The sequence below is a fragment of the Fibrisoma limi BUZ 3 genome, assembly GCF_000296815.2.
Classification (GTDB): Bacteria; Bacteroidota; Bacteroidia; order Cytophagales; family Spirosomataceae; genus Fibrisoma; species Fibrisoma limi.
Window position 1 is genome coordinate 141,265 of sequence record NZ_CAIT01000009.1, and the last position, 18,197, is coordinate 159,461.

The window sequence follows — 18,197 nt, forward strand, 5'->3', positions numbered from 1 at the left end:
TCGTATAACCCGAAGACGTTTTTCGGCTACCCGTTTCGATGGTGTACAAAAACACTACGTTTGTGGCATCAGGGGAGGATCAATAAGATTTTTAGTGATCGTGGAGCCCAGTACCTATGTCCGGCATTCATGATCACTCAAAAACTTAAGGCATATTAACAGTGGCCAGCACCGCTTTTAACTGCTCGTAATCAGCTCCATCAACGTAAGCGGCAACCTTGCCTGCTTTGTCAATAACAATAAAAGAAGGGCTGCTCAATACCTGAAACTTTCTGTTGAAGCCGTAGGCATCCGGAATAGGCATAAACGGAAACGTGCGGGTGGTTGAAAAGTCACGAACCTCATCGGGCGAGTCGCTTAATACGCCTAACGATAGGAGTGGCACGGAGTTCTGGTAGAGTTTCAGTACGTCGTTTAACTGCTGGATTTGTTTTTCCCCGAAAAATGGGCGTTTCAATGAAACCCAAAAGCTCAATACAACCACATTGCCTTTCAACTCAGTTGATCGATACGTTTTTCCATTGACATCTTTCATGATAAACAGCGGCATATCGTCACCGGGTCTGGGTCGTTGCGTGGTGTCAACATCCCGAAATTGATGCGTCGCTCGTTCCTCAGCCGTGGTTGGCCGGATCAGGTAAGCGCTGGCTTTGCCGTATTCGTCAAATACCGGTTCCAGGTGCTGCCCGTCAGGATCGGCCTGTACTCGCCGTTGGTAGTCATTGAAAGAGACTCGTTTTTGGGTAGCCTTATCAATGATGACCGTATTGTCGTCAATGCGCCTTGTCGTTTGTATACCGCTGCGTTGAACAACAACCTGGGCTGTAGCAGTCAACCCACTAAGCGCAGTAAATAAGGTTGTAGCCGCTATTGGTACGAGTTTACGTTGAAGAAAGAACATATCGTCTGGTTTTGCTTCCTAACTATAAGCTCGTACCAATATAGCCTCATTACGTCATTTTTACTTTTTTTCTTTCGTTACGGCCGGATCACTGTCCCGTCCTTCTTCCGGGTAGCCCCCCAGCTATAATCGAACGTCGGGCCGTCGGGGAACGGAAACTTAGCCGCAACCTTCTCGTTAATGTCGACGCCGTGGCCGGGCTTTTCCTGGGCATACATGTAGCCGTCTTTCACCGTCGGGCAACCCGGAAACACCTCCTGCGTGTTTTCCGGAAATACGTAGCCTTCGTGAATGCCAAAATTATAGCTGGTCAGTTCGAGCGCGAGCTGCGACGCGTGCGCAACGGGCGATGCATCGCCGGGACCATGCCAGGCGGTTTTCACGCCGAAAAACTCACACATCGCCTGCACCTTCCGGGCCGGGCTCAGGCCACCAATCTGCGAGATATGAATCCGGATAAAGTCAATCAGCCGGTCTTTGATCAGCGGTACGTACTCGTGCTGCGTGTTGAATAACTCGCCCATAGCCAGTGGCACGGTCGTCTGCTGACGCAGGAGTTTGAAATGATCGTTGTCTTCGGGCGGAAACGGATCTTCAATAAAAAACGGACGGTAGGGTTCCACCGCCTTGCACACCTGCACGGCCTGACTCAGACTCACCCGTTCATGAATGTCGTGGAGCAGTTCAACCTCATCGCCCAGTTTTACGCGCAGGTGTTCGAACAGCTTAGGAACGCTTTTGACGTAGGCATTGGGGTCGAAAATTAGTTTGGGATTAGTCGGGCCGGGCACCGTAACGGCGGGCGTTGCCAGTCCGGCCTGCGTTCCCGACGTACCCACTGAACTAGCCGGTGTTCCGGTAGGGCCTTTCGCACCATAGACAGCGTTGCCTTTCAAACCCATTTGAACCCGAACGTGCCGGTAGCCCCGCTCCATGGCCGACCGTGCCGAGTCCTCAACCTCCTCCGGGCTACTGCCCTGGGCGTGGAAATACAAGTCCGCCCCGGCGCGGCATTTACCACCCAAGAGCTGATAGAGCGGCATATTGGCCCGCTTGGCTTTGATGTCCCACAACGCCATGTCGACCCCACTCATGGCATTGAACAGAACCGGGCCGTTGCGCCAGTACGAACTTACGTACGACGACTGCCAGATGTCCTCGATCTCGTCGGCATTACGGCCTATCAAAAACGGCTTGAGGTATTTCTCGATGGCTGTGTGCACGACGTAGGCGCGCTGCGTGAACGTAGCGCAGCCTAAGCCATAAAGTCCCGGTTCGCTGGTTTCAATCTTGACAACAACAAGCCGAATACCGTTCGGGCTGGTCAGGATCGTTTTTACGTCGGTGATGGTCAGCGGTGGCAGGCCGTTCAGCGACCTCGGTTTAGGTTGCTGGGCTAAAGCTTCCTGCACGGGGGCCAGACCGGTCGCGCTCAGTGCGGCACCGGTAGTCAATTGCTGGAGAAGGGTTCGGCGGTTCATGGTGGAAATGATTTAGTGTAGAAAGGCAAACCAAACATTCGCCTACTAACTTGGGTTAGGGTTCAACTCCTACCGATACTATATCAAGTATGTTTAAACGAACTTGTGCACTAAGCTTACCCTTTTTCCTGTCAACCTCCTTAGCAGTTAGTCAGGATTTTCGGCACGAAACCCGCGCCCGTCAGGCGTTCTGGTCGGAAGTAAACCTGCTGTATAAAACCAAAGGCCGTTGGTCGTTTCAGCTTGATCATCAATACCGGCGTCAGGCCGAAGACAATAACGGCCGCGACTGGAACGCATTCCGGTACCCGCTACTTCAGGTGTTCCGGCCGTGGGTAAACTATCAGGTATCCAGATCAGTGCGAACGTCGTTGTCGCCCATTGGCTTGTGGTGGAACTGGGGACGAACCAGTAAATACCAGCCACTGACGTTTTTTCAGGAAGTTCGTATAATTCCTCAGTTACAGATTACGAAGCCATTCGGCGATGGCGAGTTTATTCAGCGATACCGAACTGAACTCCGCTGGCCTTCTCAAACCGATACGCTGGCTACGACGTATATTTTCTTGTCCGACGGCGAATCACAGCAGGTTCTGGCCGACCGCTTCAACGTCCGGCTGCGGGCTATGGCCCGCTGGCTGAATCCGGTGTTCAAACGTTCGGCCACCGACAAACGCTGGTACACCCATGTCAGTGTTGAGCCCATGGTTGTTATTTCGCGCTCCGTCGCCCGCTTCGATCAAAACCGGACGTACCTGGCAATGGGTCGTCGACTGAAGGACCATATCCGCCTTGAAGTAGGCTATCTCAATCAACTGGCTTTACAAACTAACCCTGCCGAACGGCTCAAAACACTTCGGTTCAATAATGCCCTGCACGTATACCTATATCTCGAAAATTTCCGGCGCTCAAAGAGTCAGCCCGACTCAGGCCCCGAATAAAATATAGGCTCTCTGCTACAACGTATCAATCATATATGTATATTAAACACAATTTATTACAATTTAAAATCACAAAAATAACATAAGCTAAGTATAAATCACTACCGTTATGAAATCAGGCATACTCATTGGCACCCTCCTTTTGCTGGTGTCTGTTCAGGTCAAAGCTCAGCACAAAAACCCCCATCCCCAGACGATTTACATACCGCAAACGGTATATCAGGGACCTGTCATTGATTATAAATACCACGACGGCGTCATGAGGCTACGCGATGGAACGGAGTTGAAAGGCCGCTTCAAGTACAATGGTCGTAAAACGTTTATCTATCGGGCAGGCGCACAGACCGCCCGTCAAAAATTCGGTTTTTCGAGCATCAGACGATTGGCACTAGCTGGCTCGGATACGCTGGTTACGGCCCGTACCGACTCTACTGTATTCGTTCGGATGGGTACTCGTCTGTATCGGGAACTTGCCAGTGGCCCAACCATGGTGATGGACCAGACTTATACCGTTGATGAGGACCGCGGAAAAATTGGCAGTAAAATTTATGTACTGGACGATGCCGGCAAGTTTCACCGGTTCAATTCGTTGGAGAAGCTGAACCGATGGTTCTATACATACCGGGAGCAAGTTGGACAAAAAGCGACCGACGTATTCCTCAACAAAACCGAAATTGCCAAGGCAATAGCTCAGTTGAACCGGCAGTAAGGGCACAAAAAAGCCGCTCCCAATCCTGGCAGCGGCTTTCCTACATTAAGTGGTATATTATTTGGATTAGGTTTTGCGGTATTGCTGAATAATTCGATAAAGCGCTTTCTGCTTTTCCAGCTCAGGGAAAAACTCAAACAACTGGACATGAGCGTCGTAGTTGAGCGACAAAGCGGCTTCCAAATGTAGCAAAGCTTCTCGATAATACCCAGCGTGAATTAAATAAACTGCTGAACGGTAATACAGATCCGGTTCTTTCGGCATTTCGTCGATGCCAAGCTGAATGATCTCATTGGCTTTCATGAAATCACCCTGATCAAAAGGCACCAGCGACCACGTCAGGTACACATCCGGATTGGTCGTGTCCACTTCGGCGGCTTTCTGAAACGCTTCCACACTCGACAGTACGTTGCCGATCTTGTATTCGGTTTCGGCCAGTGCCAACAGATACTCGCCATTCTGGTCGTTCAGCTTGATGGCTTTTTGCAGAAACGGCAGGGCTTCATACCATTTTCCAGACTCACTCAGACAGACCCCGATACCAAACCAGGCTTCGTCCCACATGGAATCCAGTTTGATGGCCTCGCGGTATTCTTTCACCGCTTCAGGCAGCCGATCCTGCTTCTCCAGACTGGCCCCGAGGTGGCAATACGTATCAGCGGTTGCCTCTTCGTATTTCAGCGTTTCGCGGTAGCAGGTTTCAGCTTTCTCGAACAGCCCCAGGTTCATATACGTGTTGCCGAGGTTGAAATGCGCCGAGGCAAAGTCTTCTTTTATCAGCGTCGCGTACTCATACGCTTCGGCGGCTTCGGCATACCGGGCCAGCTTACTGTAGGCAATCCCGATGTTGTACCAGGCATTGTACGAATAGGGGTCCTGATCGATCAGTTGCTCGTAATAAGACAGACTATTCTCCAGTTCGCCCGTTACGTCGAGGCAGAACGCGAGTTCGTACAGCGCATTCTCATTATTAATGTTCAGCGCAATAGCCTGTTTGTACTGTGCGATGGCCTCATCGTACTTGCCCCAGTTCTGATAGCTCTGCCCCAATTGAAACAGAATATCATCCTTGTCCTCAGCTCTATCCAGAAGTTCTTCCAGCACCTGAACGGACTCTTCGTAGCGACCGGCCATGCCCAGCACTGAGCCCTGCATATAGGGTACGTCGAGATCACCCGGATTAAACAAACCGGCCCGTTCCAGCAACTCCAGCGATTCGTCGAATTTCTGGAAATTGGCCAGAATCTGGGCCTTGTCGAGCATCAGCTCCAATGCGTAAGGGAAGTTTTCCAGACCGGCCTCGGCGGCCTTGAGGGCTTTGTCCAGATCGCCCTGGCTGAGGTAGTGTTCGACCATCTGTTCATACACATCCAGGTCGAAAAACTGACTTTCTTGCTTGTCCAGCATCTGTTCAAAACGCCGGATCGACTCTTTTATATCACCTTCTCGTTCCTCAAACTCTTGCTCCATGTCGTTACCTCAGCGGGTTAAGTGGGGGTCGGATAGGGGCCGCAGCCATCGGCGCGGTTTATCCTTTGGCAGTAGAAATATAAACGGAAAAAGATAATTCCGCAACCCCCGGCCCGAAATTTTACGAACGGTTAACGGGGGTTCCGAACGCGTCTGCCACGCGCCGGAGGGTTTCACTTAACGGGCGGTATTGTAAACCAATCACTTGCTCAATCCGGCGTCCGTCATACTGATAACGCGAACTGGCCGACCGGGCCGTTTCGCGGGTAATCAGGGGTGCCTTGCCCGTTGCCCACGATCGAACGGCCTCCAATGGCCACAAAACGCGGGTTAAGGCAGGTGGTACCCGAACGCTCGGCGGGCGCTTACCCAACACCGTTGCCAGCTTATGTAACAAGTCTTTGTACGGAATGGTGCCCGCGTTCAGAATGTACCGACGGGCCGCGTCGGGCTCGGCTGAGTGGTCATGTTCCATTAGCCGGTATAAAGCCTCCACAACGTCCAGAACGTCAACGTAGTTGATTAACCCTTCTGGATAAAAGCGCTTTTCGTCATACGCATATTTGATAAGTTGCAGACTGCTCCGCGTCCAGTCACCAACGCCCAGCACCACCGATGGATTCACCATCACCGCATTCAGCCCCTCAGCAACACCCCGCCAGACCTCCAGTTCAGCGCGGTATTTTGTTTTGGCATACTGTGAGTTGTTCGGAGAATCTTCCCACTTCTGCTTTTCAGTAATAATGATTGGACTAGTTGACTTAGGCCCTTTTGCCGACGGTCGGCCTAATGCCGCTACGGAACTGACGTAGCCGAGTTTTCGGACACCCGCCTTTAGGCACACATTCACGACATTGGCGGTGCCTTCAACGTTTATCTTTTCCATCTGGACACGGTCTTTTGGCGTGAATGACACGACGGCAGCCGCATGGACTACGTCCATTTCTGATCTAATGGCCGCTTCGAGCGATGGTATATCCAGAATGTCGCCCTCGTGCCAGGTAATCTGATCCGCTACATCGGCCAGCATGCCATAACCACGCTCGGGCCGGTGAAGCGCTTCCACCCGATGACCAGCTGTGAGATAGCGCCGGGCAATGTGAGAACCAATAAAACCGGTCGCACCGGTAATGAACACAGTCTTAGGTAGTGATGAAGTCATTCAGGATGCGTTCGAGGGTGAGGAAGCCGGGTGCCTGACGAGCGTGGAGATCGGCGAGGAGCTGGAGGTAGTTGTTATTGCTCCCGATTGATGACGTTTTTAAGGCTTTTCCAAAAGTCTTGATATCACTGCTGAATCCATAATCAGATACATGCAGCCCTATCTGCCTTGCATTCCATAATAAAAAAGACTCAATAGCTTTATCAACAACGATCAGGTATTGCTGTGTCTGCCCCTTACGCTTGATAACAATTTTGTTCTCTTCCAATACGGTGGCAAATGATTGCAAATACGGTGGAACGCGTTTGTCATTGTCAACAAACCCGATTCGCATACCTGAATGTTCACGTCCAGCTTCCTCCTGCATTTCCTTGGCAACATTAGGTATACCGAATATATGAACGACAAGCTGTCGATTTTGAACAAACTGCATAACCAAGGCCGTATCTGCGTAACACTCAGGCAGGATTTGCAGATCGGGCATTGGGTATAAATCTATCCAGATTGAAAAATACGTCGGTGCTGTATTCTTGCACGAAACCAAGTTCTTCAGGAGTCAAAGCCTTGACCTTTGTCTCGTAGTCTTCGTAATACGTAACAAAGACATTAAGTTGATCATCGGCCAGGTTTGATACGAGCGTTTGTAGTAGATACGGGCTGTGCGTCGAAACAAAGAATTGATTTTCTTCACTATAAATCATCCGGTAGGCAATGTCTTGTGTGTACGGCGGAAACGAATGAACCTCTGGCTCTTCGAAGATGATGACTGAGTTTTTATTGGATTCAATGGCTGTGATGTAAAACATGAAGCGACGAAATGTATCGGCTATACTGAAAAAAGGATATTTGATTACGTAAAAGCCATCTTTTCTCTGCAGCTCAAACATTTGTTCATCGCGAGATAAGACAAAATCGAGTCCCTGTTGACTAAAAAGTTTTCCAAATTCTGTTTTTAGATTGCTACTCTTGTCCACAACTCCAAATAAATTATGTCCATCAGGTGGTAGTAGAAATTCTTTAAAAACGCCACGAAATGCGTCTAAATTTGCAAAATCGTACTTCTTATAAGGAGATGAATTATATCGATAAGCACGTTGAATATCTTTCATTTCCCCAGTGTATTTTAATTCATATAAAGTTCCTCCTGAATCCAACACCACATCTCTTACGTTAGGAGTGTCTATACCAGGTATATACTTGGGGTAAGAGTAGTACTCAAAATCAACGCTAACTTTAACACTACTCCCTATTAAAGCGGTGATCTTGTCAGAGTAAATCTGAATTTTTTTCTCCCAATCATTATCATAGAATAAATGCTTTATCTCTTTGTAGCGGATAAATCCATTTAAAAATTTATCAATACTATATTCCGCCCCCAGCAACCCCAGCCCCTCCAGAATATTCGACTTGCCGACGTTGGGCTTTCCGATGAAGACGTTCACACGCTTGCAATCCAGCCGCAGGTCTTTGATGGACTTGAAGTTTTTGATCTCAACCCAGTTCAGGAAATTATTCGTGGTGGCTTCGGTGTTCTCCATACTAGTCCAACGTGTTTGCGTAAACATAACAACGTTCGGCCCTGAATTGCTAATTTCGCGCCCAAATCAGTTTGTGGTTCGTCGTTCGTGGTTGTCGTTGGACTAACTACGAACGACAAACCACAAACCACAAACCACGATATGGCCTTAGAAAATCCACAACGTTATACCGTTACGGCGGCCCTGATTTACGCCAACGGACCGATTCATATCGGCCACCTGGCCGGCTGTTACCTGCCCGCCGATATCTACGTTCGTTACCTCCGCTCGACAGGTAAGGATGTCGCTTTTATCAGCGGTACAGACGAGCACGGCGTCCCCATCACGATCAAAGCCAAGAAAGAAGGGATTACACCCCAGGAAGTCGTCGATAAGTATTACGGTCAGATCAAACAGTCCTTCGCGGACTTTGGCATCTCGTTCGACATCTATTCGCGTACCACAAATCCGGTGCATCACGAGACCTCGCAGGAGTTCTTTAAAAAACTGTACGACAAGGGCGACTTTGTGGAAGAAGTGACCGAACAATACTACGATGAGGTGGCAAATCAGTTTCTGGCCGACCGATACATCGTCGGTGCGTGTCCCGTCTGCGGCAATCCGAATGCCTATGGCGACCAGTGCGAACGCTGCGGTACGGCCCTTAGTCCGCTTGAACTGATCGAACCGCACTCAACGCTGTCGGGCTCCAAACCAATCCTCCGCTCGACCAGAAACTGGAGCCTCCCCCTCGACCGGATGCAGCCGCAGATCGAAAAGTATGTCAACAGCCATCCTGAGTGGAAAACCAACGTGCTTGGTCAGTGCCAGTCGTGGTTGAAAGAAGGGCTGCGCCCCCGCGCCATGACCCGCGACCTCGACTGGGGCGTTAAGGTGCCGCTGCCCGATACTGAAGGCAAAGTCTTGTACGTCTGGTTCGACGCCCCGATTGGCTACATTTCGATGACCAAGGAGTGGGCCGCTGAGCAGGGCCGCGACTGGGAACTATATTGGCGCGATCAGCATACGAAACTGGTGCACTTCATCGGTAAGGATAACATCGTATTCCACTGCATCATATTCCCGGCCATGCTGATGGCAGAAGGCAGCTTCATTCTGGCCGACAACGTACCGGCCAACGAGTTCATGAACCTGGAAGGCGACAAGATTTCAACCTCGCGCAACTGGGCCGTCTGGCTGCACGAATACCTGGAGGAACTACCGGCCAAGCAGGACGTTTTGCGTTACGTTTTGGCAGCAAATGCGCCTGAAACTAAGGACAGTGAGTTTACATGGAAGGATTTCCAGGCCCGCAACAACAACGAACTGGTGGCCGTATTTGGCAACTTTGTCAACCGGGCGGTGGTGCTGACGCAGAAGTTCTGCGACGGTAAGGTGCCCGTTGCCGGCGACCTGACCGAGTACGACCGCGAGGTGCTCAATGAACTCGCTCAATTTCCCGACCGCATCGGGCAGGCCATCTACCAGTTCCGGTTCCGCGAAGCCCTCGGCTACCTGATGGATCTGGCACGGCTTGGCAACAAGTATCTGGCCGAAACCCAGCCCTGGCAGGTGATCAAAACGGATCAGTTGAGGGTAAACACGATCATGAACATTGCCTTGCAGATTACCGCCAACCTGGCAATTGTCTGCGAACCGTTCCTGCCGTTTACCGCCCAAAAGCTATGCGATCAGCTATTAATCAAAGACCGGCTTGACTGGACCAACGCGGGTCGCGCCGATATCCTGGTTGAAGGGCACGAACTGGGTAAAGGCGACCTGCTGTTCGCCAAGATTGAAGACGACGTTATTAACCAACAAATTCAGAAATTACTGGACGCCAAGCGTATGAATGAACTGGCCACCAAGGAAATACCAGCCGCCAAAACCGAAATTACGTACGACGACTTCGCCAAAATGGACATCCGGATCGGTACCATTCTGGAAGCGGAACGCGTACCCAAAAGCGACAAACTTCTGAAACTGAAAGTAGACGACGGAACCGGTCAGCGGCAGATTCTGAGCGGCATCGCGAAACATTTTGCTCCCGAGGACATCATTGGGAAGCAGGTGACGTTCCTGGCAAATCTGGCTCCCCGCAAGATGATGGGGCTGGAATCGCAGGGGATGATTCTGATGGCCGAAGACCGCGACGGAAGTTTGTCACTGATTTCTCCCGATAAAACAGTCTGGAACGGCGGGGCCGTAAGTTAACGCCCGGGTCAGTCTCCAGACTGGCCCTTTGTTTATAAGCGTCGAGTTAGGGCCAACCTCCCGGTTGGCCCAGCCGTTACTCAGCCTTTTATGGCGTGGTCTGCCATAACACTCTGGCTTGACCAGATACGCCTGGCCGTCCAGTCTTCGGCCGGAGCCGACCAGAAGGGATTAGACGCTGGTAAACCCAACGGCAGGAACGCAACCGAGCACAAGTACAGGCTACCCGTTGATATATACGTTTCGCCTATGCCGGGCTGATGACCACAGAGACCAATCTGAAGCCATCCTTTATCGTTGAACGTACCCGGTACGTCCATCGTCCGGCGAATAACGGCCGTTAAGGCACTACGTACCTGCCCCGGCGATAGTTCTTTCGGCAATTGTCCTTGCAGCGCTACCTGCGCCAATAATTGAAACGCTCCGCATCGATACGCCAGCGACCGGCCAAAAGCGGCAAACGAACCGTCTGGGCCAATCAGTCGCTCCTGCACTATTGCGTACCGCTGAGCGCGGGCGAGGATCGTATCGTAGAGTTCTTTATTGGCTTTTCCGGCGTCCAGTAAGGTTTTCACTATGTCCAGCAGCATTGGCTGAATCACGTAACTGTTGTAATAATCCCAGTGGAAGTCGGGACCATCGCCGTATGCCCCATCGCCTTTGTACCAGTTCAGGTGCTGTTTGATAGCGTAGTCCATGCGCATTTCGTCAGCGGCACCGGTAAATTTCAGCAGTGCGGCCTCAACCATTGCACTGAACAAAAGCCAGTTATTGTACGGTGGTTTAATGACGCGGCTCGATTGCAGGGCCGTCACTACGTTTTTCTGCTGATCGGCGGTTAGCCCCGCCCAGATTTTTGGGGCACGTAGTAAGCCATGCGCCAGAAAAGCCGCGTCGACCAAGGGCTGAGCATTCCTGGTAAAATTCAGAAAATCAGGCGATTTAGGATCTACGCCGTTAGCAATACCCTGCCGGGTTAAGTCGAGGTACCGTTTTCGCGAGCGCCCCTCCGCCGAATCATCGGCTTCGAGTTCAAGCCAGGGGGCCAGTCCGGCCACCGTCCGACCGAGCGCTTCCAGATGTGAGACTACTTTCCGACTCGCGTCCTGTCCGGGAGCCGATTCAATCGGCATTGTCGCTTTCAGCCGATTCTGGGCTAATGCTGTCAGGACCGGATCAACCACTTTCAGCAGTGTTTGCAGCCAGTACGTCCGATCATCGGCATTCGTCTGATTCAATACGGTGCCCTGAGTTACGGTGCCAGCCTGCGTTATGGCTAACGGCAGCGAAGACAACAGTCCTGTAAAGGTTCTTCGTTTCATCAAACTATCAGAGTATATCCGCCCTGTTTTCTACTCAAACCGATTAGTCGCGCCTTTCCCGACCCACCTATTATCTTTGCACCGATTTAACAGACCACAGGGTATTATGACAAAGGCAGAAATGCGTACCGACAAGGGTACAATGACCATTGAGTTCTTTGAGAAAGACGCGCCAAAAACCGTCGAAAACTTTGTTTCGCTCGCGAAGAAAGGTTTTTATAACGGCATCACGTTTCACCGGGTTATTCCAAACTTCATGATTCAGGGTGGCGACCCAACCGGCACGGGCGCGGGTGGACCGGGCTACACCATTCCCTGCGAACTGACCGGCGACAACCAGTACCACGACCGGGGTGTGCTGTCGATGGCACATCGAGGCCGCAACACCGGTGGTTCTCAATTCTTCATCTGCCACAACCGCCAGAACACCCAGCACCTCGACCGCAACCATACGGTGTTCGGTAAGGTAGTTGAAGGTCTGGATGTAATCGATCAGATCCGTCAGGGCGACAAAATTCAGGAAGTAAAAATCCTGGAAGACGAGCAGGCGTAACGTATCAGAACGCGCTCACAGCAAGGGTCGGTAGTCGGGATAACACCTCGGTTACCGACCCTTCTTTTTGAGTCTATCATTACCACAAAGCAACCATTATTACTAAATTAGACTCATAATGTCGTTCGCCTGTTGACAAGTCGCACCCTCAACCTTTATCAACACATGAAATCGTTTCTACCCTTCGTGCTGATCCTCTTCAGCCAGTTAGTCAATGCTCAACCGCGGACGATTCATGGTACGGTTCGGTCAGCCCATGACAAGGTTCCTATCCCAGGTGCCAATGTAGTCCTGAAAAACACAACCATCGGCACTACGACCAGCCCCACCGGTACATTCAGCCTGATGACCCCGACTGAATCAACGACCCTCGTCGTGGCTTCCATTGGCTATAAAACCCTTGAAGTCCTTGTTCCAAAAACGGTCGATTCCGTTTCCATACGCTTACAGGAAGACTCCCGGGCACTGGCCGAGGTAATCGTTACGGGCTACAAAACGCTGTCCAGACGAGACGTAACCGGATCGGTAGCTACCCTGTCGTCAACGAAAGGCGTGACAGCACCGAGTACAAGTGCCCGCCGACAAACGTACAAAGGGCCACAAGTAGGGGCCGGCCTTCTGACCGCCGGTGAAATTCACGATTACAGTAAATGGAAGCTATGGCAGGATATTGCGCAAAATGACCTGCGGACCTGGCAGAAACAATGGCACATTCGACCACTGGAGCGCTATTCCGTACAACTGACCACAACCGACGGCTACCCGATCAGTAATGCTGTTGTGACCTTGAAAACAGCAACTAACGGTACGCTCTGGGTTTCCCGCTCCGACAACACGGGTAAGAGTGAGCTATGGAATAATCTGTTTGATAGTTCAGCCGTGAGCCAGCCGGTTCAGATTGAAGCGTTGGTTGACGGCCAGCCGTATATCCTTAAAAAGCCGGTTCTCTTCAACAAAGGCCTTAACCGCATTCAGGTGAGCCAGCCTTGCCGCGCCTTATCGGCCGTTGATATTTCGTTCGTTGTCGATGCTACCGGCTCCATGCAGGACGAGATCAACTACCTGAAGGCCGAACTCGGCGACATCGTCAGCCGGACAAAAGCCCTGCTTCCCGGCAACACAATCCGGCTGAGCAGCGTCTTTTACCGCGATGTCAGCGATGACTACCTGACCCACAAATCGGATTTCACCGAAAGCCTGGATTCGATTTCCCGGTTTATCAATAACCATGATGCCGCCGGTGGTGATGACTATCCCGAAGCGGTTGACCAGGCGCTGAACGTAGCCATTAACGAACTGAACTGGAGCGATCAGGCGAAAGCTCGCTTGCTGTTCCTTATTCTGGATGCGCCACCGCACGAAGACGACGAGAGCCAGGCGCTCTTGAAGCAATCCATTCAGAAAGCGTCGGAGAAGGGCATTCGCATCATTCCGGTTGTTGCCAGCGGTGTCAACAAAAGCACGGAATACCTGATGCGGTCATGGGCGTTGGCTACAAACGGTACGTACGTATTCCTGACCGACCACAGTGGCATTGGCGATGCGCATATGGAGCCGACAACCGACAGTTACAAGGTAGAGCTGCTTAACAAGGTCCTGGTCCGACTGATCACCAGTTTTGCCCAGACACCCGACTGCCAACCCATCCGGGACGTAGCGCAACGAACTACCCGATTGTACGAAGACGGTGCTGATTCAACAAACGTAACAATCAACGGCGAAGCGGAGGATGGCGCGCCTTCCTGGAAACATTACCCCAACCCAACCAGCGACGTATTACACGTGGACTGCCGGAAAGCACCGACAGAGGTTTTCGTGGCCGACGTAACGGGCAAGATTGTATTGCGAACCGTTCCGACCGAGCGTCGGTTTACGCTCAATATGGTCAGCTTTCCGACCGGCATTTACTTCCTGAAGGTCAATAACGGCAAGAAGTGGGAATCCGCCCGGTTTATACTGAACCGGCAATAGGCGTATCGCCAAAGACTTGGGGAAAGTCCATTAACCCTGCCCCCAAACCCTTTGCATCCTGCCAATTACCCAAAAAACTGCGAATTAAAATTCATTAGAAAGGCTTCATCCGTAGCCCGGGTCAGGGCAGTGTACAACCAGCGAACAAACTCCTGATTCACCTGACCGTCGGGCAGGAAGCCCTGATCCACGAAGATGGCGCTCCACTGGCCACCCTGTGCTTTGTGGCAGGTCAGCGCATAGGCGAACTTCACCTGAAGAGCATTCAGGTACGGGTCGCGCCGGATAGCTTCGGTCCGTTCTTTTTTGCTCTTGATGTAGAAATAATCTTTCTGGACACTCTCGTACAGCATCTTGTGCTGTTCTGAACTGAGCGACGGCGAGGGCGAATGCAACGTATCCAGAATAATTTTTGCTTCAAAATCAGGCTGTTCTTCGTAGTCAACGAGCCGTAGCGTAACGGTCGCGAACCGGAAACCGTGCATTTCTTCCTGATTGCGGATTTTCATTACTTCTGCGAATTCGCCGTTGGCCAGAAAACCAGCCGGTGAGTCCTCACCCAAAATGGTATAGTTGTTACGGGCAATCATCAGCATATCGCCCGCGTCAAGTTCTTCCTCGCACTGGTCGATCATCCGCCGAACGAACTGGTTGTACTGCACGGCCGTCTTGTTGGACCGGCAAATAATCGCTGTGTTCTCCCGGCCGTATTTGTCGTAAGCGTAACGAATACCATCCTCCAGCTTGTTCAGCGGCATCTTATAAATATCCCGGAACGATTTCACGTTCAACTGGATGGATGGTGTATCGCCTGGTACGTGCCTGGGTACACCGTCCAGCAGCGCATCGAACCCAATAGCTGCCGGGGTTGGCTGTACGTCGGTAAGGAGTTGCCGCAGCCCCGTTGCGTTGTGCAGAATTCCAGACTCCTCGTCCTGCCGCATCACCTCCGTCAGTTCCTGCTCAAACACGGTCATGTCGAAGGAATGCATTAGAAACCCACGATCCAGTGCTGGACTCAACTCTCGCCCGATTGGTGGTAACTGAGCCGTATCGCCCACCAGCAATAGCTTGTTCCCCTGATTTTCGAACACAAAATCGACCAGATCGGTCAACAAACCTTTACCGCCAAAGTCCGCTTCGTCGGAGATCATGGAAGCCTCGTCGACGATAAACAGTGTATTCTCGTGGTAATTCTTCTGGCGCTGAAACGACAACGTACCAGAAGCAGGGTCGGCCACCTGCCGGTAAATCTTCCGGTGAATCGTCTGCGCGGGCTTTTTGGCGTAGTTCGCCATGACTTTAGCCGCCCGGCCGGTAGGGGCCAGCAACACAGATTTATACCCAAACCGGGGCAGCACTTTAATCAGCGTACCAACCAGTGTTGTCTTCCCCGTACCGGCATACCCACGCAGCAGAAAACAGTCGCGATACCGCTCAAACTCTTCGTGAGCAATGAATTCGCCGATTTGTTCAAAGAATTGCTGTTGGCCGGGAGTGGGTTTGTAAGGGAAGCGTTTGGCCAGCAACTGCGCGGCCGTTTGGGTATCATTCATGCTTCTAAGTTACGAAAAAAGGAGGAAAGGGAAAAGAGGGAAAAGGGGAAGAAAGGAGGGGGAGGAAAGGAGGAAAGGAGAAAAGGAAAATCAATCCATACCACCTCCTCCCCTTTCCTTCCCTTCCTCCCCCTTTTCCCTCTCCTCCTCTCCTCCCCCTTTTCCCTTTCCTCCCTCCTCCCTTTCTCCATTTGCTTCATCCTTCCAAATTTCTTACCTTCACTTTCCACTAAACCCTTCTTAGTCATGAAAATCCGTCAGATTCTCCAGGGGAAAGCAGTCAACGCGCTCTACACCGTTACGTCGAACCAGACGGTGCTGGAAGCCCTCGAACTTATGGCCGACAAAAACATCGGGGCCGTGCTGGTTGTCGATGATGGGCAGCTCACCGGAATTTTCTCCGAACGCGACTACGCCCGCAAAGGGATTCTGAAAGGTCGCCATTCGGCCGATACCAGCATCAGCGAGGTAATGACGCCCCACGTCATCACAATCGAGCCCGATCAGCGACTGGACGAATGCATGGTCATTATGTCGGAGCGGCATATCCGCCACCTGCCTGTGGTTGAACAGGGGAACCTCATCGGTATCATTTCGATCAACGACGTCGTGACGGCCATCATCCGCGACCAGAAAACCCGCATCGCATCGCTTGAAAGCTATATTTCCGGGAGCCCTTATTAACTGATGACGGTCGATAGCCGAGCCTGGTGATCGGCTACGTTAAACCGATAACCTTTATCGACTATCGACCGTCTGGGCTATCCATTCCTAAATATGTACTATCTTTGCGTTCTTTTTTAATCGTTTCAAGCCGTGACGCAAACGTTGGATAAAGCCCGCGAAGAAGTGCTTAAGTTATATGGAAACCGGCTGCGGCTTCGTGTCTGCGGTCTTTATCACGAGGGCGATCGTCTGCTGATGGTTCGTCACCGGGGCATCGGTCCGACCGATACGTTCTGGTGTCCGCCGGGGGGCGGGGCGCAATTCGGTGAATCGGCTCCGGAAGCGCTCATCCGCGAATTTGAAGAAGAAACGGGGCTGGCCATTGAAGTAGGCGATCTGTTGTTTGTCAATGAATTCATGCAGCCACCTCTCCACGCCATGGAACTCTTTTTTACCGTGCGGGCCACGGGCGGTTTGCTCCGCCAGGGTATCGATCCCGAAATGAGTCTTGACGGTCAGATTATTGAAGATGTGCGGCTTATGACGTTCGAGGAAATCAAATCGTATCCTCCCGAAGAAGTACATGCCCTGTTTGCCCACTGCCGCTCATTTGACGACATATTCCGCCTACGCGGGTATTTGCATCAGTAGTTGTCCAAGTGCCGACCGCTTTGTAAGTTTAAAACCCTTTTACTATCCGTAACCGTTAAGTTGCCTGAACCCGTGCAAACCACTGTGTCGCTAGCGCCAACCGTAGCCATCCACTCCGACCAATTTGACCTGGCCCAAACCCGGCAGTCGGTGCTGTGCATGGAAGTTGGGCACGACCGGTTTCGTTTCCTGATTCAGAACGCCGGCAAGCGCGGGTGCTACTTTGAGGACTATACATTCCCCTCCCTGCTCACGGAACGGCCGCTGACCAACGTACTGCCCGAGGTGTTTCGGGAGCACCCAGTTCTATCGGCCGGGCTGCACGCAAACGGCGTTTCCCAGGACCGGACCTGGCAGGAAATCCGGATCGCCGTCAACTCGTCGTCGTTCACGCTGGTTCCCAAATCACTTTTCCGGAAAGAATACGCGGGAAGTTATCTCGGACTGATGCGGGGCAATACCCTGCCGGGTCATGAGTTCGCGCAGTCGTATGCGCACGAGAACGAAGGTTTCCTTTCGGTGTTCAATCTGGAGCACCCGCTGGCCGATTACTTTTCGGAAGTGTATCCGCTTCAGCCACTTACGTTCGTTCACCAGACCAGTGCGCTGTTGCAGGCAACGGCAGACCTCGACCGGCATACGCTGTCATCACAGAATGTGTGGCTGTACTTCGACAATGAATTTGTCACCATCATCCACCGTTATGACCGCCAGTTACGTTATTGCAACCGATTTGGCTATAAAAACGCGCAGGATCTGGCCTATTACATTCTGTACGTCCTCGATGAACTGAAACTGGCTCCCGATGCAACGACCGTATCGCTTTACGGCGAGATCACGCCCTTTGCTGATACGTATGCGGAACTGGCCCGCTTCTTACCCAATCTGTCGTTTGGTCACACACCGCCCGGTGTTTCGCTGACCGACGAGTTTGATGAAATCCCTGAGCACCGGTACCTGAGCCTGTTTGGGCTGTGCCTGCTTGGCTAAGCGGCTGTTTTATCCGGAAGGTGCTGTACTTATCCCCCCGTCGGCAACACTCGTATACCCCGGAACCCATTTCAAAGTAATTGCGAGGGATTA

At 51.8% G+C, this 18,197-nt stretch carries 17 protein-coding genes; 8 read left to right on the forward strand and 9 right to left on the reverse strand.

Annotated elements, in window-relative coordinates:
- Nucleotides 1-145: 145 nt before the first annotated feature.
- On the reverse strand, nucleotides 146-901 hold the full coding sequence (locus BN8_RS20075; protein ID WP_009283770.1) for a peroxiredoxin family protein: 756 nt from the start codon (nucleotides 899-901) through the stop codon (nucleotides 146-148).
- Nucleotides 902-978: 77 nt separating this feature from the next.
- Complete coding sequence (locus BN8_RS20080) at nucleotides 979-2,382, reverse strand: enolase C-terminal domain-like protein (RefSeq protein WP_009283771.1); 1,404 nt, start codon at nucleotides 2,380-2,382, stop codon at nucleotides 979-981.
- Nucleotides 2,383-2,471: 89 nt separating this feature from the next.
- Between BN8_RS20080 and BN8_RS20085 the strand changes: the two genes are divergently transcribed.
- Entirely contained in the window at nucleotides 2,472-3,323 is an 852-nt protein-coding gene (locus BN8_RS20085; protein WP_009283772.1) for a DUF2490 domain-containing protein, read from the forward strand.
- A gap of 109 nt (nucleotides 3,324-3,432) precedes the next feature.
- Nucleotides 3,433-4,032, forward strand: a complete 600-nt coding sequence (locus BN8_RS20090) for a hypothetical protein (protein WP_009283773.1) — start codon at nucleotides 3,433-3,435, stop codon at nucleotides 4,030-4,032.
- A gap of 66 nt (nucleotides 4,033-4,098) precedes the next feature.
- Here the strand turns inward: BN8_RS20090 and BN8_RS20095 are convergent, their stop codons facing one another.
- The 4 genes from BN8_RS20095 to BN8_RS20110 all read right to left on the reverse strand — a co-directional run bounded on the left by BN8_RS20095 (nucleotide 4,099) and on the right by BN8_RS20110 (nucleotide 8,202).
- On the reverse strand, nucleotides 4,099-5,502 hold the full coding sequence (locus tag BN8_RS20095) for a tetratricopeptide repeat protein (protein WP_009283774.1): 1,404 nt from the start codon (nucleotides 5,500-5,502) through the stop codon (nucleotides 4,099-4,101).
- Between the two features lie 121 nt (nucleotides 5,503-5,623).
- Complete coding sequence (locus BN8_RS20100; RefSeq protein WP_009283775.1) at nucleotides 5,624-6,664, reverse strand: NAD-dependent epimerase/dehydratase family protein; 1,041 nt, start codon at nucleotides 6,662-6,664, stop codon at nucleotides 5,624-5,626.
- Entirely contained in the window at nucleotides 6,645-7,148 is a 504-nt protein-coding gene (locus BN8_RS20105; RefSeq protein WP_009283776.1) for a hypothetical protein, read from the reverse strand. Before BN8_RS20105 ends, BN8_RS20100 begins: the two co-directional genes overlap by 20 nt.
- Nucleotides 7,123-8,202: an AAA family ATPase gene (locus BN8_RS20110; protein WP_040006378.1), complete on the reverse strand. Its 1,080-nt coding sequence runs from the start codon at nucleotides 8,200-8,202 to the stop codon at nucleotides 7,123-7,125. The genes BN8_RS20105 and BN8_RS20110 overlap by 26 nt, the downstream gene beginning before the upstream one ends.
- 141 nt (nucleotides 8,203-8,343) lie before the next feature.
- On the opposite strand from BN8_RS20110, the gene metG reads away from it, so the two are divergent.
- Nucleotides 8,344-10,395: a methionine--tRNA ligase gene (gene metG, locus BN8_RS20115; protein WP_009283778.1), complete on the forward strand. Its 2,052-nt coding sequence runs from the start codon at nucleotides 8,344-8,346 to the stop codon at nucleotides 10,393-10,395.
- 80 nt (nucleotides 10,396-10,475) lie between these two features.
- Here the strand turns inward: metG and BN8_RS20120 are convergent, their stop codons facing one another.
- Nucleotides 10,476-11,717, reverse strand: coding sequence for a DUF2264 domain-containing protein (locus BN8_RS20120; RefSeq protein ID WP_009283779.1), 1,242 nt, complete (start codon nucleotides 11,715-11,717; stop codon nucleotides 10,476-10,478).
- A gap of 106 nt (nucleotides 11,718-11,823) precedes the next feature.
- Here BN8_RS20120 and BN8_RS20125 point away from each other — a divergent pair, with 106 nt between their 5' ends.
- On the forward strand, nucleotides 11,824-12,270 hold the full coding sequence (locus tag BN8_RS20125) for a peptidylprolyl isomerase (protein ID WP_040006379.1): 447 nt from the start codon (nucleotides 11,824-11,826) through the stop codon (nucleotides 12,268-12,270).
- Between the two features lie 165 nt (nucleotides 12,271-12,435).
- Entirely contained in the window at nucleotides 12,436-14,241 is a 1,806-nt protein-coding gene (locus BN8_RS31960; protein WP_009283781.1) for a carboxypeptidase-like regulatory domain-containing protein, read from the forward strand.
- Nucleotides 14,242-14,306: 65 nt separating this feature from the next.
- Here the strand turns inward: BN8_RS31960 and BN8_RS20135 are convergent, their stop codons facing one another.
- Together BN8_RS20135 and BN8_RS20140 are read right to left on the reverse strand one after the other, a co-directional pair.
- Entirely contained in the window at nucleotides 14,307-15,797 is a 1,491-nt protein-coding gene (locus tag BN8_RS20135; RefSeq protein WP_009283782.1) for an ATP-dependent DNA helicase, read from the reverse strand.
- Nucleotides 15,794-16,045: a hypothetical protein gene (locus BN8_RS20140; protein WP_040006380.1), complete on the reverse strand. Its 252-nt coding sequence runs from the start codon at nucleotides 16,043-16,045 to the stop codon at nucleotides 15,794-15,796. The genes BN8_RS20135 and BN8_RS20140 overlap by 4 nt, the downstream gene beginning before the upstream one ends.
- Here BN8_RS20140 and BN8_RS20145 point away from each other — a divergent pair.
- The 3 genes from BN8_RS20145 to BN8_RS20155 all read left to right on the forward strand — a co-directional run bounded on the left by BN8_RS20145 (nucleotide 16,044) and on the right by BN8_RS20155 (nucleotide 18,104).
- Nucleotides 16,044-16,481, forward strand: coding sequence for a CBS domain-containing protein (locus BN8_RS20145; RefSeq protein ID WP_009283783.1), 438 nt, complete (start codon nucleotides 16,044-16,046; stop codon nucleotides 16,479-16,481). The genes BN8_RS20140 and BN8_RS20145 overlap by 2 nt on opposite strands.
- Nucleotides 16,482-16,613: 132 nt before the next feature.
- Nucleotides 16,614-17,114, forward strand: coding sequence for an NUDIX domain-containing protein (locus BN8_RS20150; RefSeq protein ID WP_040006381.1), 501 nt, complete (start codon nucleotides 16,614-16,616; stop codon nucleotides 17,112-17,114).
- Between the two features lie 72 nt (nucleotides 17,115-17,186).
- The gene (locus BN8_RS20155; protein WP_040006641.1) at nucleotides 17,187-18,104 is read left to right on the forward strand and encodes a DUF3822 family protein; all 918 of its coding nucleotides are present in this window, start codon (nucleotides 17,187-17,189) and stop codon (nucleotides 18,102-18,104) included.
- Nucleotides 18,105-18,197: the final 93 nt, after the last annotated feature.